Source organism: Isoptericola sp. MSGPD8_1_ISO-PGPR-S23-394, assembly GCF_058072785.1.
The window spans coordinates 1-20,729 of record NZ_CM176517.1; the positions used below are offsets into that span (position 1 = coordinate 1).

The 20,729-nt window shown below is 70.8% G+C and carries 18 protein-coding genes and 2 tRNA genes; 17 read left to right on the forward strand and 3 right to left on the reverse strand.

The window, feature by feature from the left end; all coding sequences use genetic code 11:
* From dnaA to AC3RJ8_RS00055, 11 genes are all read left to right on the forward strand, one after another.
* Entirely contained in the window at positions 1-1,428 is a 1,428-nt protein-coding gene (gene dnaA, locus AC3RJ8_RS00005) for a chromosomal replication initiator protein DnaA (RefSeq protein ID WP_489713935.1), read from the forward strand.
* A 526-nt stretch (positions 1,429-1,954) separates the two neighbouring features.
* Complete coding sequence (dnaN, locus tag AC3RJ8_RS00010) at positions 1,955-3,088, forward strand: DNA polymerase III subunit beta (protein ID WP_489713936.1); 1,134 nt, start codon at positions 1,955-1,957, stop codon at positions 3,086-3,088.
* Between the two features lie 78 nt (positions 3,089-3,166).
* A complete protein-coding gene (gene gnd / locus AC3RJ8_RS00015) occupies positions 3,167-4,066 on the forward strand; it encodes a phosphogluconate dehydrogenase (NAD(+)-dependent, decarboxylating) (RefSeq protein ID WP_489713937.1) in 900 nt (299 codons plus the stop codon).
* 19 nt (positions 4,067-4,085) lie between these two features.
* The gene (gene recF, locus AC3RJ8_RS00020) at positions 4,086-5,294 is read left to right on the forward strand and encodes a DNA replication/repair protein RecF (protein ID WP_489713938.1); all 1,209 of its coding nucleotides are present in this window, start codon (positions 4,086-4,088) and stop codon (positions 5,292-5,294) included.
* Between the two features lie 82 nt (positions 5,295-5,376).
* Positions 5,377-5,892, forward strand: coding sequence for a DciA family protein (locus AC3RJ8_RS00025; RefSeq protein ID WP_489715668.1), 516 nt, complete (start codon positions 5,377-5,379; stop codon positions 5,890-5,892).
* A gap of 323 nt (positions 5,893-6,215) precedes the next feature.
* Positions 6,216-8,309: a DNA topoisomerase (ATP-hydrolyzing) subunit B gene (gyrB, locus tag AC3RJ8_RS00030; protein ID WP_489713939.1), complete on the forward strand. Its 2,094-nt coding sequence runs from the start codon at positions 6,216-6,218 to the stop codon at positions 8,307-8,309.
* Between the two features lie 104 nt (positions 8,310-8,413).
* Positions 8,414-11,053, forward strand: coding sequence for a DNA gyrase subunit A (gene gyrA, locus AC3RJ8_RS00035; RefSeq protein ID WP_489713940.1), 2,640 nt, complete (start codon positions 8,414-8,416; stop codon positions 11,051-11,053).
* Positions 11,053-12,036: a DUF3566 domain-containing protein gene (locus tag AC3RJ8_RS00040; protein WP_489713941.1), complete on the forward strand. Its 984-nt coding sequence runs from the start codon at positions 11,053-11,055 to the stop codon at positions 12,034-12,036. Before gyrA ends, AC3RJ8_RS00040 begins: the two co-directional genes overlap by 1 nt.
* Before the next feature lie 113 nt (positions 12,037-12,149).
* A tRNA-Ile gene (locus tag AC3RJ8_RS00045) sits at positions 12,150-12,223 on the forward strand.
* A gap of 26 nt (positions 12,224-12,249) precedes the next feature.
* Positions 12,250-12,369, forward strand: a complete 120-nt coding sequence (locus tag AC3RJ8_RS00050; RefSeq protein ID WP_277213898.1) for a DLW-39 family protein — start codon at positions 12,250-12,252, stop codon at positions 12,367-12,369.
* A gap of 9 nt (positions 12,370-12,378) precedes the next feature.
* Positions 12,379-12,454 (forward strand) — tRNA-Ala (locus tag AC3RJ8_RS00055).
* A gap of 58 nt (positions 12,455-12,512) precedes the next feature.
* Here the strand turns inward: AC3RJ8_RS00055 and AC3RJ8_RS00060 are convergent.
* Positions 12,513-15,089 (reverse strand): rhamnogalacturonan lyase family protein, encoded by a 2,577-nt coding sequence (locus AC3RJ8_RS00060; protein ID WP_489713942.1) that lies wholly within the window; start codon positions 15,087-15,089, stop codon positions 12,513-12,515.
* A 365-nt stretch (positions 15,090-15,454) separates the two neighbouring features.
* Entirely contained in the window at positions 15,455-16,372 is a 918-nt protein-coding gene (locus tag AC3RJ8_RS00065) for a hypothetical protein (protein WP_489713943.1), read from the reverse strand.
* 86 nt (positions 16,373-16,458) lie between these two features.
* Here AC3RJ8_RS00065 and AC3RJ8_RS00070 point away from each other — a divergent pair, with 86 nt between their 5' ends.
* On the forward strand, positions 16,459-16,998 hold the full coding sequence (locus AC3RJ8_RS00070) for a peptidylprolyl isomerase (protein WP_407319937.1): 540 nt from the start codon (positions 16,459-16,461) through the stop codon (positions 16,996-16,998).
* A gap of 214 nt (positions 16,999-17,212) precedes the next feature.
* Positions 17,213-17,887 carry a rhomboid family intramembrane serine protease gene (locus AC3RJ8_RS00075; protein ID WP_489713944.1) on the forward strand — a complete coding sequence of 225 codons (675 nt, stop codon included), beginning with the start codon at positions 17,213-17,215 and terminating at the stop codon, positions 17,885-17,887.
* 73 nt (positions 17,888-17,960) lie between these two features.
* Here AC3RJ8_RS00075 and AC3RJ8_RS00080 read toward each other — a convergent pair whose 3' ends face one another.
* The gene (locus AC3RJ8_RS00080; protein ID WP_407319939.1) at positions 17,961-18,215 is read right to left on the reverse strand and encodes a cell division protein CrgA; all 255 of its coding nucleotides are present in this window, start codon (positions 18,213-18,215) and stop codon (positions 17,961-17,963) included.
* 120 nt (positions 18,216-18,335) lie between these two features.
* Here AC3RJ8_RS00080 and AC3RJ8_RS00085 point away from each other — a divergent pair, with 120 nt between their 5' ends.
* From AC3RJ8_RS00085 to AC3RJ8_RS00100, 4 genes are read left to right on the forward strand one after another with little or no spacing between them, the layout of a single operon-like run.
* Entirely contained in the window at positions 18,336-19,067 is a 732-nt protein-coding gene (locus AC3RJ8_RS00085; protein ID WP_489713945.1) for a DUF881 domain-containing protein, read from the forward strand.
* 32 nt (positions 19,068-19,099) lie between these two features.
* The gene (locus AC3RJ8_RS00090) at positions 19,100-19,855 is read left to right on the forward strand and encodes a class E sortase (protein ID WP_489713946.1); all 756 of its coding nucleotides are present in this window, start codon (positions 19,100-19,102) and stop codon (positions 19,853-19,855) included.
* Positions 19,855-20,019 (forward strand): hypothetical protein, encoded by a 165-nt coding sequence (locus tag AC3RJ8_RS00095; RefSeq protein ID WP_407319942.1) that lies wholly within the window; start codon positions 19,855-19,857, stop codon positions 20,017-20,019. The genes AC3RJ8_RS00090 and AC3RJ8_RS00095 overlap by 1 nt, the downstream gene beginning before the upstream one ends.
* Positions 20,016-20,669 carry an aminodeoxychorismate/anthranilate synthase component II gene (locus AC3RJ8_RS00100; RefSeq protein ID WP_489713947.1) on the forward strand — a complete coding sequence of 218 codons (654 nt, stop codon included), beginning with the start codon at positions 20,016-20,018 and terminating at the stop codon, positions 20,667-20,669. The genes AC3RJ8_RS00095 and AC3RJ8_RS00100 overlap by 4 nt, the downstream gene beginning before the upstream one ends.
* The last annotated feature ends 60 nt before the right edge of the window (positions 20,670-20,729 follow it).

Below are 20,729 nucleotides of genomic sequence, written 5' to 3' on the forward strand. Positions count from 1 at the left end.
GTGCCCCAGCCCGACACCAACATCACCGAGGTCTGGGCACAGACGCTGGCGACGCTCGAGGCGCGATCGGACATGACCCAGCGCCAGCTGGCGTTCATCAAGCTCGCCAAGCCGATGGCGATCCTCGAGGACACGGTCTTCATCGCGGTCCCCCACGAGCAGACGCGGAACTATCTCGAGACCAGCGTGCGCGACCAGCTCGTCTCGGCGATGTCCTCGACCCTCGGTCGCGACATCCGCTTCGGCATCACCGTCGACCCCGAGCTGAGCCACGAGTCCCTCACCGGTCCCACGCAGGACTACACCCCGCCGCCGGAGGAGCCCGAGTCAGGCCCCGACCGTGCCGAGGTGGTGCGTCCAGCTCCCCCGGCGCGCAAGGAAGCGGCCGAACCCACCCGGCTCAACCCGAAGTACATCTTCGAGACGTTCGTCATCGGGTCGTCCAACCGGTTCGCCCACGCGGCCGCCGTCGCCGTCGCCGAGGCTCCTGCCAAGGCCTACAACCCGCTCTTCATCTACGGGGACTCCGGTCTGGGCAAGACCCACCTGCTGCACGCGATCGGTCACTACGCGCACAACCTCTACCCGCACGTGCGCGTGCGGTACGTGAACTCCGAGGAGTTCACCAACGACTTCATCAACAGCATCGGCGAGGGCCGCACCGGGGCCTTCCAGCGCCGCTACCGCGACGTGGACGTGCTCCTCATCGACGACATCCAGTTCCTGCAGGGCAAGGAACAGACGATGGAGGAGTTCTTCCACACGTTCAACGCGCTGCACAACGCGGACAAGCAGGTCGTCATCACGTCCGACGTGCCGCCCAAGCAGCTCGACGGGTTCGAGGACCGGCTGCGGTCGCGGTTCGAGTGGGGCCTCATCACCGACGTCCAGCCCCCGGACCTCGAGACGCGGATCGCCATCCTGCGCAAGAAGGCGGCGAGCGAACGCCTGGACGTCCCCGCGGAGGTGCTGAGCTACATCGGCTCGCGGATCTCGACGAACATCCGTGAGCTCGAGGGCGCCCTGATCCGGGTGACGGCGTTCGCCAACCTCAACAAGCAGCAGGTGGACCTCGCGCTCACCGAGATCGTGCTCAAGGACCTCATCACCGACGACGACCAGGCCACGGAGATCACGCCGGCGATGGTCATCGCGCAGACGGCCGCCTACTTCGGCCTGACGATCGACGACCTGTGCGGGACGTCGAGGTCGCGGGTCCTGGTGACCGCGCGCCAGATCGCGATGTACCTGTGCCGCGAGCTGACCGACCTGTCACTGCCGAAGATCGGCCAGCAGTTCGGCGGCCGGGACCACACGACCGTCATGCATGCGAACAAGAAGATCGCCGGGCAGATGGCGGAGCGGCGGTCGACGTACAACCAGGTCACCGAGCTGACGAGCCGCATCAAGCAGCAGCACCGCGGTTGATCCACATCTCCACAGGCCTGTGGAGAACTCGAGTTCACAGGGTTTCCCACAACCCGGAGCCCGCCAGCCCGCCATCGCGGGTGCTTTGTCCCCATCCTGTGGACGTCATCGGTGGACAACTTGTCCGCTCTGCCCGAAAAGGCGATGCACACCTGTGGACAAATCTGTGGATGCCTGTGGAACACGCCGGGAAACCGGTGGATGAACGGCAGCCGAACGGTGGACGCCTGTGGGGACAGAAACCGTCGCCCACAGGGGCACCGAGTTGCCCACAGGTCCGCCCCCAGGTCCCTCCACAGGCACGCGGCCGCTCTGACCTGGCCTGACACCGCTTTTCCCCATGATCCACAACCCCTACGACGACGATGAACGGGTTTTTTCTCAGAGGGGATCCACACGCCTTCGACGGGCGGTCGAGCAGAACCTGGCACCCGTCCTGCCGGGCCCCGGCACGGTAGGGTTTGCACGGACGACGACGCTGCTGCCAGGCATGTCGTCGCACCGCACGAGAACACTGAGGAGTGGGATGAAGTTCCGGGTTGAACGCGACGTCCTGGCCGAGGCCGTGACTTGGACGGCCCGCACCCTCCCCACCAGGCCCCCGGCCCCGGTCCTGGCCGGGGTGCGCATCGAGGCGAGCACCGCGGGCACGATCGGCCTGGCGAGCTTCGACTACGAGGTCTCCGCCCGCTCCGAGATCCCGGCGGAGGTGTCGGAGGACGGCACCGTGCTCGTGTCCGGGCGCCTGCTCGCCGAGATCTCGCGCGCGCTGCCGAACAAGCCGGTGGACGTCACCCTCGAGGGCAACAAGGTCGCCCTGACCTGCGGGGCCTCCCGGTTCACCCTCCTGACGATGCCCGTCGAGGACTACCCGGCCCTGCCCTCGATGCCCGAGCTCTCCGGGACCGTCACCGGCGACGCCCTCACCCACGCCGTCGCGCAGGTGAGCGTTGCCGCGAGCCGGGACGACACCCTGCCGCTGCTGACCGGTGTGCGGATGGAGATCGAGGGTGAGCGCATCACGCTCCTCGCGACCGACCGCTACCGCCTCGCGCTGCGCGAGCTCACCTGGACCCCCGCCACCCCGGGCTACTCCGCCGTGGCGCTGGTGCGCGCCCGCACGCTCAACGACGTCGCCAAGTCGCTCGGCACCGCCGGCGGGCAGGTCAACGTCGGGCTGTCCACCGGTGAGGGTGTGGACCTCATCGGGTTCGAGGCCGGCGGCTGGCACACCACGTCGCAGCTGGTCGACGGGGACTACCCCGCCGTGCGCCGGCTGTTCCCGGACGCGACGCCGATCCACGCCGTCGTCCCCACCCAGGCGCTCATCGACGCCGCCAAGCGCGTCTCGCTCGTCGCCGAGCGCAACACGCCGATCCGGCTCGCCTTCTCCGAGGGCCAGGTCGTGCTCGACGCCGGCCAGGGGGACGACGCCCAGGCGTCCGAGGCCCTGGAGGCGGTGCTGGTCGGGGAGGACATCCAGGTGGCCTTCAACCCGCAGTTCCTGCTGGACGGGCTCGGCGCCCTGGGCACCGACTTCGTGCGGATGTCGTTCACCCACCCGAACAAGCCGGTCGAGTTCACCGGCCAGGAGTCTCTGGACGGCGAGGACTCCTCGGCCTACCGCTACCTGCTGGTCCCCATCCGCTTCTCGTCCTGAGGCCGTGCCGTCCCGGCCGTCGCGCGCCGGGACGGCACGGCCCGTACGCTCGCTGCGACGCCACCTCGGAGGTTCCACATGGTCAGCCACATGGGTCTGGTCGGTCTGGGCAAGATGGGCAACAACATGCGCGAGCGCCTGCGCCGCGCCGGCATCGAGGTGACGGGCTACGACCCCCGTCCCGAGGTGTCCGACGTCGAGAGCCTCGCCGCGCTGGTCGAGGCGCTGCCCGGCCCACGACGCGTCGTGTGGGTCATGGTGCCCGCCGGTGACCCGACGCGAGGCGTCGTCCAGGAGCTCGGTGAGCTCCTCGGGGACGGTGACGTCGTCGTCGAGGGCGGCAACTCCCACTACCCGGAGGACCAGGCGCGGGCTGCCGAGCTGGCGGACCGTGGCATCGGCTACGTCGACGTCGGGGTGTCCGGCGGCATCTGGGGCCTGGAGAATGGCTACGGCCTGATGTGCGGCGGCGACGCCGCTCACGTCGAGCTGCTCATGCCGGTCTTCGACGCCCTGCGTCCGGAGGGTCCGCGCGACGAGGGTTTCGTGCACGCGGGCAACGTCGGTGCCGGCCACTTCGCGAAGATGGTCCACAACGGCATCGAGTACGGGCTCATGCAGGCCTATGCCGAGGGCTACGAGCTGCTGTCGGCGAAGTCCGACGTCGTCACGGACGTCCACGGCACGATGCGGGCCTGGAAGCGTGGCACCGTCGTGCGCTCGTGGCTGCTCGACCTGATGGTGAAGGCGCTCGAGGAGGACCCGCGGCTGGAGGCCATCGACGACTGGGTCGCGGACTCGGGCGAGGGTCGGTGGACGGTCGACGAGGCGATCGACAACGCCGTGCCCCTGCCGGTGATCTCCGCCGCGCTGTTCTCCCGTTTCGCCTCGCGCCAGGACGACTCCCCGGCCATGAAGGCGGTCGCGGCGCTGCGCCAGCAGTTCGGCGGGCACGCGACGAAGCCCTCGGCCGAGTAGCCCGCGCGACACTGGAGTCATGTACGTCTCGCACCTGTCCCTGCTCGACTTCCGCTCCTACGAGGCCGTCGACGTCGAGCTCGAGCCCGGGCCCAACGCCTTCGTCGGGCGCAACGGCCGCGGCAAGACGAACCTGGTCGAGGCGCTGGGGTACGTGGCGACGCTCGGGAGCCACCGGGTCGCGAACGACACCCCGCTCGTGCGAGCGGGTGCCGAGCGCGCCGTCGTGCGCACCCGGGTGGTCCGCGGCGAGCGCGCCTCGACCGTGGAGCTCGAGATCACGGCCGGCAAGGCGAACCGCGCCCGGGTCAACCGCGGACAGCTGGGCCGTGCGCGCGACGTGCTGGGGATCCTGCGCACGGTGCTGTTCGCCCCGGAGGACCTGGCGCTCGTCAAGGGCGACCCCGACGGGCGTCGCCGGTTCCTCGACCAGCTCGTCGTCCAGCTCCTCCCCCGGGCCGCGGGGGTGCTGTCCGACTACGAGCGGGTGGTCCGCCAGCGGTCCGCGCTGCTGAAGTCGCTGCGCGGCCACCGGGCCGCCGGCCGCCACCCGGACCTGTCGGCGCTGGAGGTCTGGGACGCCCGGGCCGCTCAGCTCGGCGGTCAGGTGCTGGCCTGGCGGACGGCGCTCGTCCGTGCGCTCGAGCCGCTGGTGGCCACCGCGTACGAGCAGGTCAGCGACGCGGACAGCGTGGCACGGGTCCGGTACCGCTCGGCGGTGCTCCCGGACGACCCGGACCGTGCCGAGGCGTCCGCGGCGCCGCCGGCACCTGCCGCGCCGGAGGAGCTCGAGAAGCTCCTGGCCACGGCGATCGAGGCGCAGCGTCCGCAGGAGATCGAGCGGGGCCAGAGCCTGGTGGGCCCGCACCGGGACGACCTGCTCCTCGCCCTGGGCGACCTCCCCGCGAAGGGGTACGCCAGCCACGGGGAGTCGTGGTCGGTGGCGCTCGCGCTGCGGCTGGCCGCCTTCCGGCTGCTCGGCGGGGGTACGGAGCCGATCGAGACCGCGGGCGTGTTCTGGGACCCGGACCACGGGTCGGACGCGGACCCCGTCCTCATCCTCGACGACGTCTTCGCCGAGCTCGACGTCCGCCGCCGGGAGCGGTTGGCCGAGCTCGTGGCCGAGGCCCGCCAGGTGCTCGTGACGGCCGCGGTCCCGCAGGACGTGCCGGAGCGGCTGATGGGTGCCCGGTTCGAGGTCACGCCCGGCCAGGTGCGGCGTGTCTGAGCCTCCCGGTGACGGTGCCGACGGCGGGCGCGCGGACGACGAGGACCTGCCAGGTGTCCCCCGGGAGCGCGACCCGCGGCCGATCGTGGAGCGGACGGAGCTGACACCGCCGGCGGAGGTCGCCCGGGAGGCTCTCAACCGGGCGAAGGCGGCCGCGCGGGCCAAGGGCCTGCGTCCGGGGTCGCCGTCGCGCCGTTCGGCGCTGGCCGAGCCACGCAAGGACCCCGGCAAGGGCCCGAACGCGCGGGACCCGCGCCTGGTCTCTGACGTGGTGGCCCGCCTGCTGCGGGACAAGGGTTGGCACGAGGAGGTCTCCGTCGGCGGGGTGATCGGCCGCTGGCGCGAGGTGGTGGGCGACCAGGTGGCGGACCACTGCACGCCCGAGACATTCGAGGACAAGGTGCTCGTGGTGCGGGCCGACTCCACAGCGTGGGCGACGCAGGTGCGTCTGCTGGTCCCGACCCTCATGCGCCGCCTCGACGAGGAGGTCGGCGAGGGCGTCGTGGAGAAGGTGACGGTGCTCGGTCCGGCGGGTCCGAGCTTCCGCCGGGGACGCCGGTCGGTGCGGGGTCCGGGGCCCGGCGACACCTTCGGCTGACCGGCGTCCCGGGCGGTGTGGAGAAACCTGTGGACAACGTGTGGCACGGCACACGCGCCAGAGCCTGGTGGCCGCGATTTCCTGCGGATCTCCGGTAGACTGGGCGGGTGTCCCCGGGCGGTGATCCGGGCCCGCGACGTTCGACCCGACCGACCTGTCCGTGAGGTGCCAGGCCGGTCGTCGACCGCTCGGGCCCCGACGGTCTCCCGGCGGCGCACGGCACCGACCCGCAGCCGGCACACCCGTGCCTGTCCTCGTGCTGCGGCCCGGACCTCGGTCCGGGACACCGTCGCGTGCCTGGACGACGAGGAGTGCTCCAGCCTGTGGCTCAGCGATCCGACGGCAGCTACGACGCCGGGAACATCACCGTCCTCGAGGGTCTCGAGGCAGTACGCAAGCGACCCGGCATGTACATCGGGTCCACCGGCGCGCGAGGGTTGCACCACCTCGTGTACGAGGTCGTGGACAACTCGGTCGACGAGGCGTTGGCGGGCCACGCGGACACGATCGACGTGACCCTGCTGGCCGACGGCGGCGTCCGCGTCGTCGACAACGGCCGCGGGATCCCGGTGGCGATGCACCCGACGGAGGGTCGTCCCACGGTCGAGGTCGTCATGACGATCCTGCACGCGGGCGGCAAGTTCGGAGGCGGCGGCTACGCCGTCTCCGGTGGTCTGCACGGCGTGGGCATCTCCGTCGTCAACGCGCTCTCCTCGCGGGTCGTCACCGAGGTGCGTCGCGACGGGTACGCGTGGCGCCAGGAGTTCGCCGACGGCGGGGAGCCGGTGGGCGAGCTGCAGCGGCTCGAGGCGACGGACGCGACGGGCACGACCCAGACGTTCTGGGCCGACGGCACCATCTTCGAGACGACGGACTACGACTTCGAGACGCTCCGGTCGCGGTTCCAGCAGTACGCGTTCCTCAACAAGGGCCTGCGGATCACGCTCACCGACGAGCGCGCCGAGCACGTCTCCGGTCCGGACGAGATCACCGGAGCGCTGGACACCACCGCGGTGGTGGCGGCGCTCGAGGACCAGGACGCGGCAGCAGCGGCCGCGGCCGCCGCGTCCCCCGACGACGAGGTGCACGACGCCGAGTCCGACGGCGGCGCGGTGCGGACCGTCACGTACAAGTACGACGACGGCCTCATCGACTACGTCAAGCACATCAACGCGGCGAAGCGGTCGGAGATCATCCACCCCGAGATCATCGACATCGAGTCGGAGGACACCACGGCGAAGATCTCGCTCGAGGTCGCGATGCAGTGGACCAGCTCCTACAGCGAGTCGGTGCACACGTTCGCCAACACGATCTCGACGACGGAGGGCGGCACGCACGAGGAGGGGTTCCGCGCGGCGATGACGAGCCTCGTCAACTCCTACGCCCGGGACAAGGCGATCCTCAAGGAGAAGGACGAGAACCTCACGGGTGACGACATCCGCGAGGGACTCACCGCCGTGCTGAGTGTCAAGCTGGGCGAGCCGCAGTTCGAGGGCCAGACCAAGACGAAGCTCGGGAACACCGAGGCGAAGACGTTCGTGCAGCGGGTCGTGCGCGAGAAGATGATCGACTGGTTCGACTCCCACCCGAACGAGGCCCGCGACATCATCCGCAAGGCCATCTCGGCGTCGCAGGCGCGGATCGCGGCCCGCAAGGCGCGCGAGGCGACGCGGCGCAAGGGGATCCTCAGCTCGGGCGGCATGCCCGGCAAGCTCAAGGACTGCCAGTCGAACCGTCCCGAGGCGTGCGAGATCTACATCGTCGAGGGGGACTCCGCCGGCGGTTCGGCGGTGCGTGGCCGCGACCCGCACCACCAGGCGATCCTGCCGCTGCGCGGCAAGATCCTCAACGTGGAGCGGGCCCGCCTGGACAAGGCGCTGTCCAACGCCGAGGTGCAGGCGCTGATCACGGCCTTCGGCACCGGCATCGGCGAGGACTTCGACATCGCCAAGCTGCGGTATCACAAGATCGTGCTGATGGCCGACGCCGACGTCGACGGACAGCACATCTGCACGCTCCTGCTGACGCTGCTGTTCCGCTACATGCGCCCGCTCATCGAGCAGGGGCACGTGTACCTCGCGCAGCCGCCGCTGTACAGGCTCAAGTGGACCAACGCCCCGCACGACTACGTCTACTCCGACCGGGAGCGCGACGCGTTCCTCGAGCAGGGCATCGCCGCGGGCAAGCGGATCCCCAAGGAGAACGGGATCCAGCGCTACAAGGGTCTCGGCGAGATGGACTACACGGAGCTCTGGGACACCACGATGGACCCCGAGCACCGCACGTTGATGCAGGTCACCATCGACGACGCTGCCGCGGCGGACGAGATCTTCTCGGTGCTGATGGGCGAGGACGTCGAGTCCCGCCGCAGCTTCATCCAGCGCAACGCCAAGGACGTCCGGTTCCTCGACATCTGACCGGAGCTGCGCGTACACGCGATGTGCGCGCAGTTGTACAGAACTTTCAGGACTGATCGAGGCAGGACCCGCGCCCGGGCGGCGCAGGAGGAAACGGAGACACGGTGACGGACGAGACACCCGGCCCCGAGAACGACGGCCCCGCGGAGGTGCCGGCAGGCGACGACGTCGCGCTGGCCGCGATCCAGCACGGGCGGGTCGAGCAGGTGGACCTGCAGCTCGAGATGCAGCGCTCCTACCTCGACTACGCGATGAGCGTCATCGTCGGCCGAGCGCTGCCCGACGTGCGCGACGGCCTCAAGCCGGTGCACCGCCGTGTGCTCTACGCGATGTACGACGGGGGCTATCGGCCGGACCGCGCCTTCTCGAAGTGCTCGCGCGTCGTCGGCGACGTCATGGGCAAGTTCCACCCGCACGGCGACACGGCCATCTACGACACGCTGGTCCGCCTGGTCCAGGACTGGGTGCTGCGGTACCCGCTGGTCGCCGGGCAGGGGAACTTCGGCTCCCCGGGCAACGACCCGGCGGCCGCCCCGCGGTACACCGAGTGCCGCATGGCCCCGCTGGCGCTCGAGATGGTCCGGGACATCGACAAGGACACGGTCGACTTCCAGGACAACTACGACGGCCGGACCCAGGAGCCGGTGGTCCTGCCCTCGCGGATCCCGAACCTGCTGGTCAACGGCTCGGCGGGCATCGCCGTCGGCATGGCCACGAACATCCCCCCGCACAACCTGCGCGAGGTGGCCGAGGGTGTCCGCTGGCACCTGGCCAACCCGGACGCCTCCAAGGAGGAGCTGCTGGCGGCGCTCCTGCAGCGGATCAAGGGGCCGGACTTCCCCTCGGGCGCCCAGATCCTGGGGACCAAGGGCATCGAGGAGGCGTACCGGACGGGCCGCGGCTCGATCACGATGCGCGCCGTGGTGAACGTCGAGGAGATCCAGAACCGGATCTGCCTGGTCATCACCGAGCTGCCGTACATGGTGAACCCGGACAACCTCGCCACCAAGATCGCCGACCTCGTCAACGACGGCAAGATCGCCGGCATCGCGGACATCCGTGACGAGACGTCGGGACGCACGGGCCAGCGCCTGGTCATCGTGCTCAAGCGGGACGCCGTCGCGAAGGTCGTGCTGAACAACCTGTACAAGCACACCCAGCTGCAGGACAACTTCAGCGCGAACATGCTCGCGCTCGTCGACGAGGTGCCCCGCACCCTGAGCCTCGACGCGTTCGTCCGGCACTGGACGCAGCACCAGATCGAGGTCGTGCGCCGGCGCACCGCCTACCTGCTGCGCGAGGCGCAGGACAAGATCCACATCTACGAGGGCTACCTGCGCGCCCTCGACGCGCTCGACGCCGTCATCGCCCTCATCCGCCGCTCCCCCGACGCCGACCAGGCTCGGTCCGGCCTCATGGAGCTGCTCGGGATCGACGAGACGCAGGCGAACGCGATCCTCGCGCTGCAGCTGCGCCGGCTCGCGGCCCTCGAGCGGCAGCAGATCCTCGACGAGCACGCCAAGCTCAAGGCCGAGATCCTCGAGTACGAGGACATCCTCGCCAAGCCGGCGCGCCAGCGCGAGATCGTCGCCACGGAGCTGGACGAGGTCACCGAGCGGTGGGGCGACGAACGCCGCACGACGATCCTCCCCTACGACGGCGACATGTCGATCGAGGACCTCATCCCCGAGGAGGACGTGGTCGTCACGATCACGCACGGCGGCTACGCCAAGCGCACCCGCACCGACTCCTACCGGGCCCAGCGGCGCGGCGGGAAGGGCGTGCGCGGCGCCACGCTGCGCCAGGACGACATCGTCGACCACTTCTTCGTCACCACGACCCACCACTGGCTGCTGTTCTTCACGGACGCCGGGCGGGTCTACCGGGTCAAGGGCTACGAGCTGCCCGAGCAGGCGCGCGACGCCAAGGGCCAGCACGTCGCGAACCTGCTGGCGATGCAGCCCGACGAGAAGATCGCCCAGGTGCTCGCCGTCCGCGACTACGACGCCGCGGAGTACCTGCTGCTCGCCACGCGCCGGGGGCTCGTCAAGAAGACCCGCCTGAGCGACTACGACTCGCCGCGCAGCGGCGGTCTCATCGCGATCAACCTGCGCCAGGACGACGACGGCACCCCGGACGAGCTCGTGGCCGCCCGGCTGGTGAACGCCGACGACGAGCTCATCCTCGTCTCGCGCAAGGGCCAGTCGATCCGCTTCCCCGCCGACGACGACACGCTCCGCCCGATGGGCCGCGCGACGTCCGGCGTGACCGGCATGAAGTTCCGCGAGGGCGACGAGCTGCTCAACGCCGACGTCGTCACCCCGGGCACCGACCTGTTCGTCGTCACCGAGGGCGGCTTCGCCAAGCGCACCCGCATCGACGACTACCGGATCCAGGGGCGCAACGGATACGGCATCAAGGTCGCCAACCTGGTCGAGGCTCGTGGAGACCTTGTGGGGGCCCTGGTGACGGATGCCGACACCGAGGTCCTGGTGATCATGGAGCGTGGCAAGATCGTCCGGTCGCGTGTGGACGAGGTCAACCTGACGGGTCGCACGACCCAGGGCGTCACCTTCGCCAAGCCCGACAAGAAGGACCGCATCATCGCCGTCGCGCGGAACGTCGAGCGTCGCGAGGACGTGGTGTCGGTTAGCGTGGACGAAGAGGCCGCTGACGGCGGCCCGGCCGGGGCCGCTGCGGCGACCACGCCCGAGCAGGACGAGACCGGAGACGGGAACAGCTGATGGCCAGCGACAACACGGCGGGGCGGGCAGGGACGACGACGACGGACGCAGCGGAGAGCACGCAGCAGATGCCGCCCGTGCCCGCAGCGCCGACGACGCCGGACGCAGCGGAGAGCACGCAGCAGGTGCCGCCCGTGCCCGCAGCGCCGACGACGCCGGAGAAGGACGGCGCGACGTCGGCCACCGGTGCCCGGACGTCCGACGACACCTCGTCGGCGGGGTCCTCGTCGGACGCCGTCGCCGGGGAGGGCCCGTCGGCCGCGTCGACATCGGCCGAGGCGACGTCGTCCGCCGGTGCGCCCGCGAACGGCGCCGCCGAGAAGAACGGCGCGGTCAAGGCCGCGGCAGCCGCGCTCGCCGCGGCGCGCAACGCCGCCAAGAAGGTGCAGTCGGCCGCCTCGGCGTCGTCGAGCACCGGGTCCGAGGCGCCCGACGCCGCCACCGCGCCGACGGGCGCGCCCCAGCCGACGGCGGGCTCCACCCAGAGCGGCCCGCGGCCCGAGATGCACTACTCGGCGGGCGGCGTCCACGGCACCGCCGAGGCCGCTCCCCCGGCCGGTGCGCAGTACGGTGGCGGCGCCCAGCCGGGCGCGCAGTCGGCGTCGTCGCCGGCCGAGATCGGCAGCCCCCGGCGCGTCCGGCTGTCCGTCTCGCGCATCGACCCGTGGTCGATCATGAAGCTCGCGTTCCTGCTGTCCGTCGCGATCGGCATCATGATCGTCGTCGCGACCGCTGTGGTCTGGTACTCGCTGAACTCCCTCGGGACCTTCTCGACCATCCAGGAGTTCCTCATCGAGACGATGGGGCCGCAGACGATCGACATCATGCAGTTCGTGGAGTTCGAGCGCATGATTTCCCTGTCGACGCTCATCGCCCTGGTGAACATGGTGCTGTTCACGGCGATCGCCACCATCATGGCGATCCTGTACAACATCACCGCGGCGTTGGTCGGTGGCGTGCACCTGACTCTCACCGACGACTGAGGCGCGGCAGGCCGCGACGGACGTCACACCCTGACGGTCCCGTCGTGGTTTGGGCGCGGAGCGCCCGGTGCGGTAATGTTCCGTGCTGCACGCGTTCTTCGGACGCGTGCGGAGGGGCTATAGCTCAGACGGTTAGAGCGCTTCCCTGATAAGGAAGAGGTCGGAGGTTCAAGTCCTCCTAGCCCCACTCCCTGGCAGACGCGGAGGTCCAGCATGAAGAAGCTGTTCGTCGTCCTGCTCGCCGCCGCGGCGGGATACCTCGTCTGGCGCCGGGTCTCGGCAGACTCTGCCGACCGTGACCTGTGGACCGAGGTCACCGACTCCCTCGACTGATCGCCTCCCGGGGCCATGGCGCAATTGGTAGCGCACCTGCTTTGCAAGCAGGGGGTTGGGGGTTCGAGTCCCCCTGGCTCCACCAGACCTGACGAAGGCCGCTGACCCCACGGGGTCAGCGGCCTTCGTCGTGGAACCCGCGGCTACGGGGTGTGGATGTCCGGCCAGGGGTAGCTGCTGACCTCGCTGCCGATGTGGAAGCTGGGGTGCGGCGGCTGGTTGTAGCCGGTGTTCTGCCAGGCGATCGCCACGCGGTACTGCGGGTCGTGCATGAGCGTGGGGATCCGCAGGTCCGTCACGGAGGGCGTGGCGTAGATGCGGAGCGCCGACGAGTCGCTCGTACGCCAGACGACCTCCTCGCGCCAGTCGCCGATGAGGTCGCCCGACAGGGCCGGATTCGACTTGGTCCCGTTGTTCGTGCCGACGCCGGAAGCGGTCAGCAGGCGACCGTCGTCGTAGTCGTCCACGTGGGTGCCGTCAAGCAGCTCGCGTTCGCCGTCCCCGTCCCACCAGGCCAGGAAGTTCGCCGAGCTCGGCTTGGAGCCCACGGTGTTCCCGGAGGCGTTGCGCAGCCCCGACACGTTCGACGACCAGAACTCGCCGCCGGGGTTGGCGGTGGTGACGTTCGCGGCGACGCCGCGTCCGTTGTCGCCGTCGGGGCTCGTCTGGAACAGGACCGTGCCGTCCGCGCCGACGAGGCTGGAGGACGGGGCGCTGCTGCTCTCGTGGGGCATGTACACCTCCTGGCCCGGACGGCCGGGCACGAAGTCGGAGACGTGCAGCGCGTCGCCGTGGCCCATACGGGTGTTCCACAGCGGGTCACCGTCCGCGTCGATCGCCATCGCGCCGTAGACGACGTCCTGGCGCCCGTCGCCGTCGAGGTCGGCGATGGACAGGCTGTGGGCGCCCTGACCGCGGTACTGCGAACCCCGGTCGTCGGAGTCGAAGATCCACCGGGTGGACAGGTTCTGCCCGTCGAAGTCGACCGCCCAGACGACCGAGCGGGTGTAGTAGCCCCGTGCGAAGATCATGGACGGGCTCGACCCGTCGAGGTAGGCGGTCCCGGCGAGGAAGCGGTCGACCCGGTTGCCGTAGCTGTCGCCCCAGCTCGCGACGTTGCCGCGCGGCGGCTGGTAGTCGACGGTGTCGACCGCGGCGCCGGTGCGCCCGTCGAAGACGGTCAGGTACTCGGGGCCGGACAGGACGTAGCCGCCCGAGTTGCGGTGGTCGGCGCCGGCGCTGCCGATCACGTTCCCCTGGCCGTCGCGCGTTCCGTCGGCGGTCTTCATGGCGATCTCGGCGTCGCCGTCGCCGTCGTAGTCGTAGACCTGGAACTGCGTGTAGTGGGCGCCCGAGCGGATGTTGCGCCCCAGGTCGATCCGCCAGAGGCGGCTGCCGTCCAGGGTGTAGGCGTCGATGATCGTGTTGTCGGTGTACCCGGACTGGGAGTTGTCCTTGGCGTTGTCGGGGTACCACTTGACGATGTACTCGTAGTCGCCGTCACCGTCGAGGTCGCCGACGCTGGTGTCGTTCGCAGAGTAGTTGCTTCCGGGCCGGTCGATCGGCACGTCGAGGTAGCCGCCCGCGGTGAACCGTGCCTCGGTGGCCGCCCGCGCCCCCTCGGACCCGCCGGTCACCGGGGCGACCGCATAGCTCGAGCTCGACGAGCCGCTGGAGTCGCGGTAGTTCGTGGCGCCGGTGAGCGGAGAGGAGTTGAGCCGCTGCCCGTCCCGGTAGACGTTGAAGGCCGCGCCCGGGTCGTCCGTGCCGAGCAGGCGCCAGCTCACCAGGTTGCCGTCGCTCGTCGGCCGGACGCTCACGCCCCGGGTCAGGGCCTCGACCTCGTAGGCGCCGTCGCCGCCGGGCTGGTCGGCCCCGCCGGCCGTGACGTCCAGGTAGTCGATGTTGGCCAGACCGTCCGCGCCGGCCGCCCGGAGGCCGACCGTGTTGACGCCCGCGTCGAGCTCCACGGTGACGGTCTCGGTCGCCCAGCTCGTCCAGGCCCCGGTGGCGGAGAACTGTGCGGTCCGCACCGGCGTGCCGTTGACGACGACCTCTCCGGGTCGGCTGCCCGATCCACCGTTGGCGTAGCCGACGTCGAGCGTCGTCGTGCCCGCCGCGGCGGCCTCGACAGAGAGCTCGACACCGGCTCCGACGGCGTTCTCGGTGTTGCAGAAGCCGCTGCCCGAGTGGCCCGCGTGGTTGGACTCGACGACGCCGTCGCAGACCGCGTCCTCGGCCTCGTACCGCTCGGGGGTGGCCGCCACGACGACGTCGGCCTCGAGGTAGTCGATGTTCGGCAGGCCGCCGCCGCTGGTCGCGGACAGGCGGACGGCGTTGGAGCCGGCGTCGACGGCGAAGGTGACGGTGCGGGTGGCCCAGGTGTCCCAGGCTCCCGTCGGCGGCAGCGCGGCGGTGGCGACCGTGGCGCCGTCGACCACGACGACGGCCGGCCGGTCGTTCGTGCCGCCGTTGGCGTAGCGGATGCCGACGGTGGCGGTGCCGGCACCCTCGGCGTCGAGCGTGAGCTCGAGGCCCGCTCCGACGGCATTGTCGGTGTTACAGAAGCCGCTGCCCGAGTGGCCCGCATGGTTGGACTCGACGGCACCGTCGCAGACGGCGGGCGCCGTCTCGGCCTCGTAGCGGACCGGTTCCGCGTGCGCGGGGCTGAGCGCGCCGACGCCCGTCGCGGCGACGGTGAGGCCGGAGAGTGCGGCCACGAGGGCGGCTCTTCTTCTTCGCCTGGACATACCTTCACTCCTTCGTGAGATGGCACGGCCGCGCCGGGCACGGCCGAAGGTCTGGCACGTCGCAGCGACGGCGTGCTCCGTCGCCACGCTGTCGCCTCGATTGAATCGATCCAAACGACGCCTCCGACTCTAGGGGGAGGCGCTTTCCTGCGGCCAGGGAACCGCCACGGGCTAAACGTTTCGGGCGGCCCCCCGGCGGACGAGCGCACCGGGCGGCGGTGCGGCCGGTGTCGGCCGAGGGCGGGAGCGACCACGGCCGCGGGCGCAGAGTCCCCGCAGCACGAGAGCCCCCGCCCGGGACGGACGGAGGCCCTCGCTGCGCGGAGCGTCGCGAACTACTTCTTGTCGTCGGTCGGCTTGCCGTCGGTGGCCTTCTTGGCGGCATCGTCCGCCGCGTCGACGGCCTCGTCGGCCTTCTTCTGCGCGGCGTCGGTGGCCTTCTTGGCGGACTCGGTGGTGTCGTCCACCGCGTCCTTGGCCGCGCCGGTCGTGGACTTCCGGGCCCGGGACGCACGCGACGCCGTCTTCTCCTTGGCGTCCTGCACGGCCTCGGAGACGTCGTCCTTCACCTCGGACGCCCGGCCGGACAGCTTCTCCGTCGCCTCCTTGCCCTTGGCGACGGCGGCACCGGCCGCCTCCCCCACGGCCTCGGCCGCGTCGCCGACGACGTGCCGCGCATCACGGGCCACGCCGTCGAAGTCGGGGGCGGTGGACTGCTCCCAGGGCTCGGCCCACGGGTCGTTCTGCGGCTGCGCCCGGCGGTAGAACGCGTAGCCCGCGGCGGCCGCACCACCGATGACCACCGTCCACACGAACGTCTTGCGACGGCGGGACCGGCGCTGCACCTTGCGGGCGGACTTCTCCGCGGCCTTGGCCGCCTTCTTCGCGGCCTTCGCGGCCTCTTCCGTCGTCAGGGCGGCGCGGGACGCCGCCTCGTTGAACACGTCGACGATCTTCGGCAGGTACTCGTCCACGATCTTGTCGTGGGCGCTGTCGACGAGCGGGCCGGTCCTGCCTGCGGCCTGCTCGACACGTGGCGCGGCGGCCTGGACGCTCTCGTTCCACGCCTGCTCGACGCGTGGCCGGAGCCACTCGACGAACGAGTCCACGCGCGGCGAGGCCCAGTCCTTGGCCTGTCCCGCGGCGTCCTTGGCGCTGTCTGCGGCACGGGATCCCGCGCCGACGAGAGCGGCCGTGACCTCCGCGGCAGAGTCCTTCACCTTGGCGGAGTCGATCTTCGGGGTCTGCACCATGCGCCCACTCTGCCACTCGTCGCGCACGGTCGCACCGGTACACGCCCGGTGGCGACCATCCGGGCCCGCGGTGAGAGGATGGGCGCATGTTCGCAACTCTCCACACCTCCGCCGGTGACATCCGCCTCGAGCTGTTCCCGAACCACGCGCCGAAGACGGTCGCGAACTTCACGGGTCTCGCCCAGGGCACCAAGACCTGGACCGACCCCCGCACGGGCGCCGAGCGCAACGACCCGCTCTACGACGGTGTCATCTTCCACCGCGTCATCGACAACTTCATGGTGCAGGGCGGTGACCCCCTGGGTACCGGCACGGGCGGCCCCGGCTACACGTTCGACGACGAGATCCACCCGGAGCTCGTCTTCGACCAGAAGTACCTGCTCGCCATGGCGAACGCCGGCAAGCGCCGCAACCCGGTGACGGGCGAGACCGAGGGCACCAACGGCTCGCAGTTCTTCATCACCACGACCGAGACCTCCTGGCTCAACGGCAAGCACACCATCTTCGGCAAGGTCGCCGACGACGAGTCGCGCGCCGTCGTCGACGCCATCGGTTCGACGAAGGTCCGCCCGGGCGACCGTCCGGTCGAGGACATCGTCATCGAGCGCGTCACCATCGAGGACTGAGGGGCGCACCATCAGCACGCCGCAGCAGCCGCCCGCGGATCCCGCGGGCGACGCTCCCCCGGTCTGCCCACGCCACCCGGACCGGGTGGCGTACGTGCGGTGCCAGCGCTGCGGCCGGCCGACCTGTCCCGAGTGCCAGCGGCCGGCCGCCGTCGGCATCCAGTGCGTGGACTGCGTCGCGCAGTCGGCCCGGACCACGAGGAGCGCCCGGACCGTGTTCGGGGCGACCGTGCGCGGGGGGCGACCCGTCGTCACCCTGACGATCATCGGGATCTGCGTGGTGAGCTGGGTCCTGCAGCTCACCACGGCGGGCGCCTGGACCGATCAGTGGATCTTCGCGCCGTCGGTCGGCCAGGACGAGCCGTGGAGGTTCCTCGCGGCGGCCTTCCTGCACTCCACCACACCGCTGCACATCCTGTTCAACATGTACGCGCTGTGGCTCGTGGGGCCGTTCCTCGAGCAGGCGTTCGGACGGGGCCGGTTCCTCGCCCTGTACCTGCTCGCGGCGCTGGGCGGTTCGGTGGGTGTGCTGCTGCTCGCCGACCCGCTCGACCCGAGCTGGCACACCGGCGTCGTCGGCGCCTCGGGGGCCGTCTTCGGCCTCTTCGGCGCCATCATCCCGGTGCTGCGACGGATGGGGCGCAACGCCGGTCAGATCGTCGTGCTCATCGCCCTCAACATGGCGCTGCCGTTCCTGGTCCCGAACATCGCGTGGCAGGCACACGTCGGCGGGCTCGTCGTCGGCCTGGCGATCGGTGCCGGGTACGCGGCCGCGCCACGGGAGAGGCAGAAGCTCGTCGGCTGGGCGCTGCCGACCGCCGTCGGCGTCGTCCTCGTCGCCCTGTCGGTGTGGAAGTACTCGTCGGTGAGCTACCTCGCGCTGTTCTGAACCGGCCCGTACGAGTTATCCCCAGAGATATGCACAGGTGTGGAATGACACCGGTGGAACTTGTACAGCCGGACTACTTCCAGCGTGTGGTCAGGGAGAACCCGGCGATGATGAGGACGAAGCCGACCAGGAGGTTCCAGTTGCCGAGCTGCGGCACCGGCAGCCCGAGGTTCTGGCTCGTCAGGTAGTAGGTGACGATCCAGGCCAGCCCGGCGAGCATGAGGCCGAGCATCGTGGGCACGAGCCAGCGCGGGTTGGCCGACGACTTCCGGGCGGCCGGGTCCGCACCGGTGTCGGACTTCTTCTTGGCAGGCTGCGACTCGGACACGGGCTGACTCCTGTCAGGGTGCTCTGCGACGTCCGAGGATCGTCCTCGACCGCCGACGACGGGTTTTTCGTCTAGCGTAGTGGCCAGTCGTACCGGACCGGCACCAGGAGGGGGATCGCGATGTCGCCACGGCTTCGTTCGGGCCTCTCCGTCGCGTGCGTGCTGGCCCTGTCCGGCGTGCTCTTCACGGCCAGCGCCCGGCTCGCCGACGGCCAGGAGAGCCGGCACGCGGGCGACCTCGCGTCGGTCGTCGCCGCGGAGTCCTCTCGGGTGGAGGAGCTGTCCGAGCAGGTGAGCACCCTCGACGAGGAGGTGGCGCGCCTCGGCGCGCAGGTCGACGTCGACGTCCCGCGGCGCGACCCCGAGCTGCGGGCCCGCGAGTCGGTGGTCACCGGTGCGTGGCCGGCCGCCGGCGAGGGTGTGAGCGTCGCGCTCGAGGACGCACCGATCTCCGCGCTCGACAACCCGGACGTCCGCCCGGACGACCTGGTCGTGCACCAGCAGGACGTGCAGCACGTCATCAACGGCCTGTGGGCCGGCGGCGCGGAGTCGATGACGCTCCAGGGCGAGCGGGTGACCTCGACGAGCGCCTTCCGCTGCTCGGGGAACATCCTGCTGCTGCACGGCAAGGTGTTCTCCCCGCCGTACGTCATCGAGGCGATCGGTGACCCCGAGGACCTGCGGGCCGCTCTCGAGGCGTCCCCGGGGGTGGCGATCTACCAGCAGTACGTGGACTGGATCGGCCTCGGCTACGCGGTCGAGCAGCACGACCTGATCGAGATGCCCGCCTACACCGGCGGCAAGGAGCTGCGGTACGCCAGCGTCCCCGACGGCATGGACGTGTTCTCGTGAGACACGTGCGACCGCGGCGCCGCGGGGGTGCGGTGAGCGCCGTCGTCGGAGTCTTCGGCGAGCTGCTCATCACCGCCGGCGTGCTCCTGGGGCTGTTCGTCGTGTGGCAGCTGTGGTGGACGGACGTCCAGGCCGAGCGGGTCCACACCCAGGTGCTCGCCGAGCTGGACTGGCCGGAACCCCCCGCCGTGGAGGACGCCACCGAGAACGGCCCGGCGATCGCGAGCGAGCACCGCGAGGACCCACCGGTGATGGACGAGCCGGCGGACGAGACGGTGTTCGCGGAGCTGTACGTCCCGCGCTGGGGCGCCGACTACGTCACCCCGGTCGCGCAGGGCATCGACAAGGCGCGGGTGCTCGACCGGCTCGGCGCGGGGCACTACCCCGGCACCGCGATGCCCGGTGACGTCGGCAACTTCGCCACGGCCGGCCACCGCACCACCTACGGCAAGCCGTACCACCAGGTCGCGGAGCTCCAGGAGGGCGACGCCCTCGTGTTCCGCACGGAGACCACCTGGTACGTCTACCGCAAGACGACGGACGAGATCGTCTGGCCGAACCAGGTCGAGGTCATCTCGCCGGTGCCCGGCCTCATGCCGGGCGAGCCCGTACCCGAGCTCACCGAGCGGCTCCTCACGCTCACGGCGTGCCACCCCATGTACTCGGCCGCCCAGCGGTTCATCGTCCACGGTGAGCTCGACTACTGGGCTCCCGTCGAGGAGGGCACCCCCATCGAGCTGATCGAGGCCGGGGTCGAGGTCCGCGGCGCCGACGACGGGGAGGCCTGATGTACGGCGGACTGTGGCGTATCCTCCCAGGACCCGCGTGGTTCCGGGTGCTGTTCCTGCTCGTGATGTTCGTGGCCCTCGTGTGGGTCTGCTTCGAGTGGGTCTTCCCCTGGTTGTCCACCTACGTCCCCATCAACGACAACACCGTCGAGGCGCACCCATGACCTCCATCCTCGTCGTCGACAACTACGACTCCTTCGTCTACACGATCGTCGGGTACCTCGACCAGCTCGGGGCCCGCACCACCGTGGTCCGCAACGACGCGGTGCCCGAGCCCGACGCCGAGGGCCGGTTCTGGCACGACGACGGCACGCCCTTCGACGGCGTCCTCGTCTCGCCGGGTCCCGGCACACCGCAGCTCGCGGGATCGTCCGAGGACGTGATCCGCGCGTGCGCCCGTTCCGAGACACCGATGCTGGGGGTCTGCCTGGGGCACCAGGCGCTGGCCGAGGTCTACGGCGCGACCGTGTCGCACGCCGCCGAGCTCATGCACGGCAAGACGAGCGAGGTCGAGCACCAGGGGGTCGGCGTCCTCGACGGCCTGGGGTCACCGTTCACGGCGACCCGCTACCACTCGCTGGCCGTGGAGCCGCAGACGGTGCCCGCGGAGCTGGAGGTCACCTGCACGACGGCGGGCGGGGTGGTCATGGGTGTCCAGCACCACGACCTGCCGCTGTACGGCGTGCAGTTCCACCCCGAGTCGGTGCTGACCGAGGGCGGCCACCGGCTGCTCGCCAACTGGCTCGCGGTCTGTGGTGACGCCGGGGCCGTGGAGCGGTCCGCCGGGATGGCACCGCTCGTCCACCAGGGCTGAGCAGCGCCCGTACCGCAGCCGAGCGGCGCAGCCCCGGGTGGGACGGCGCCGCTCGGGTGG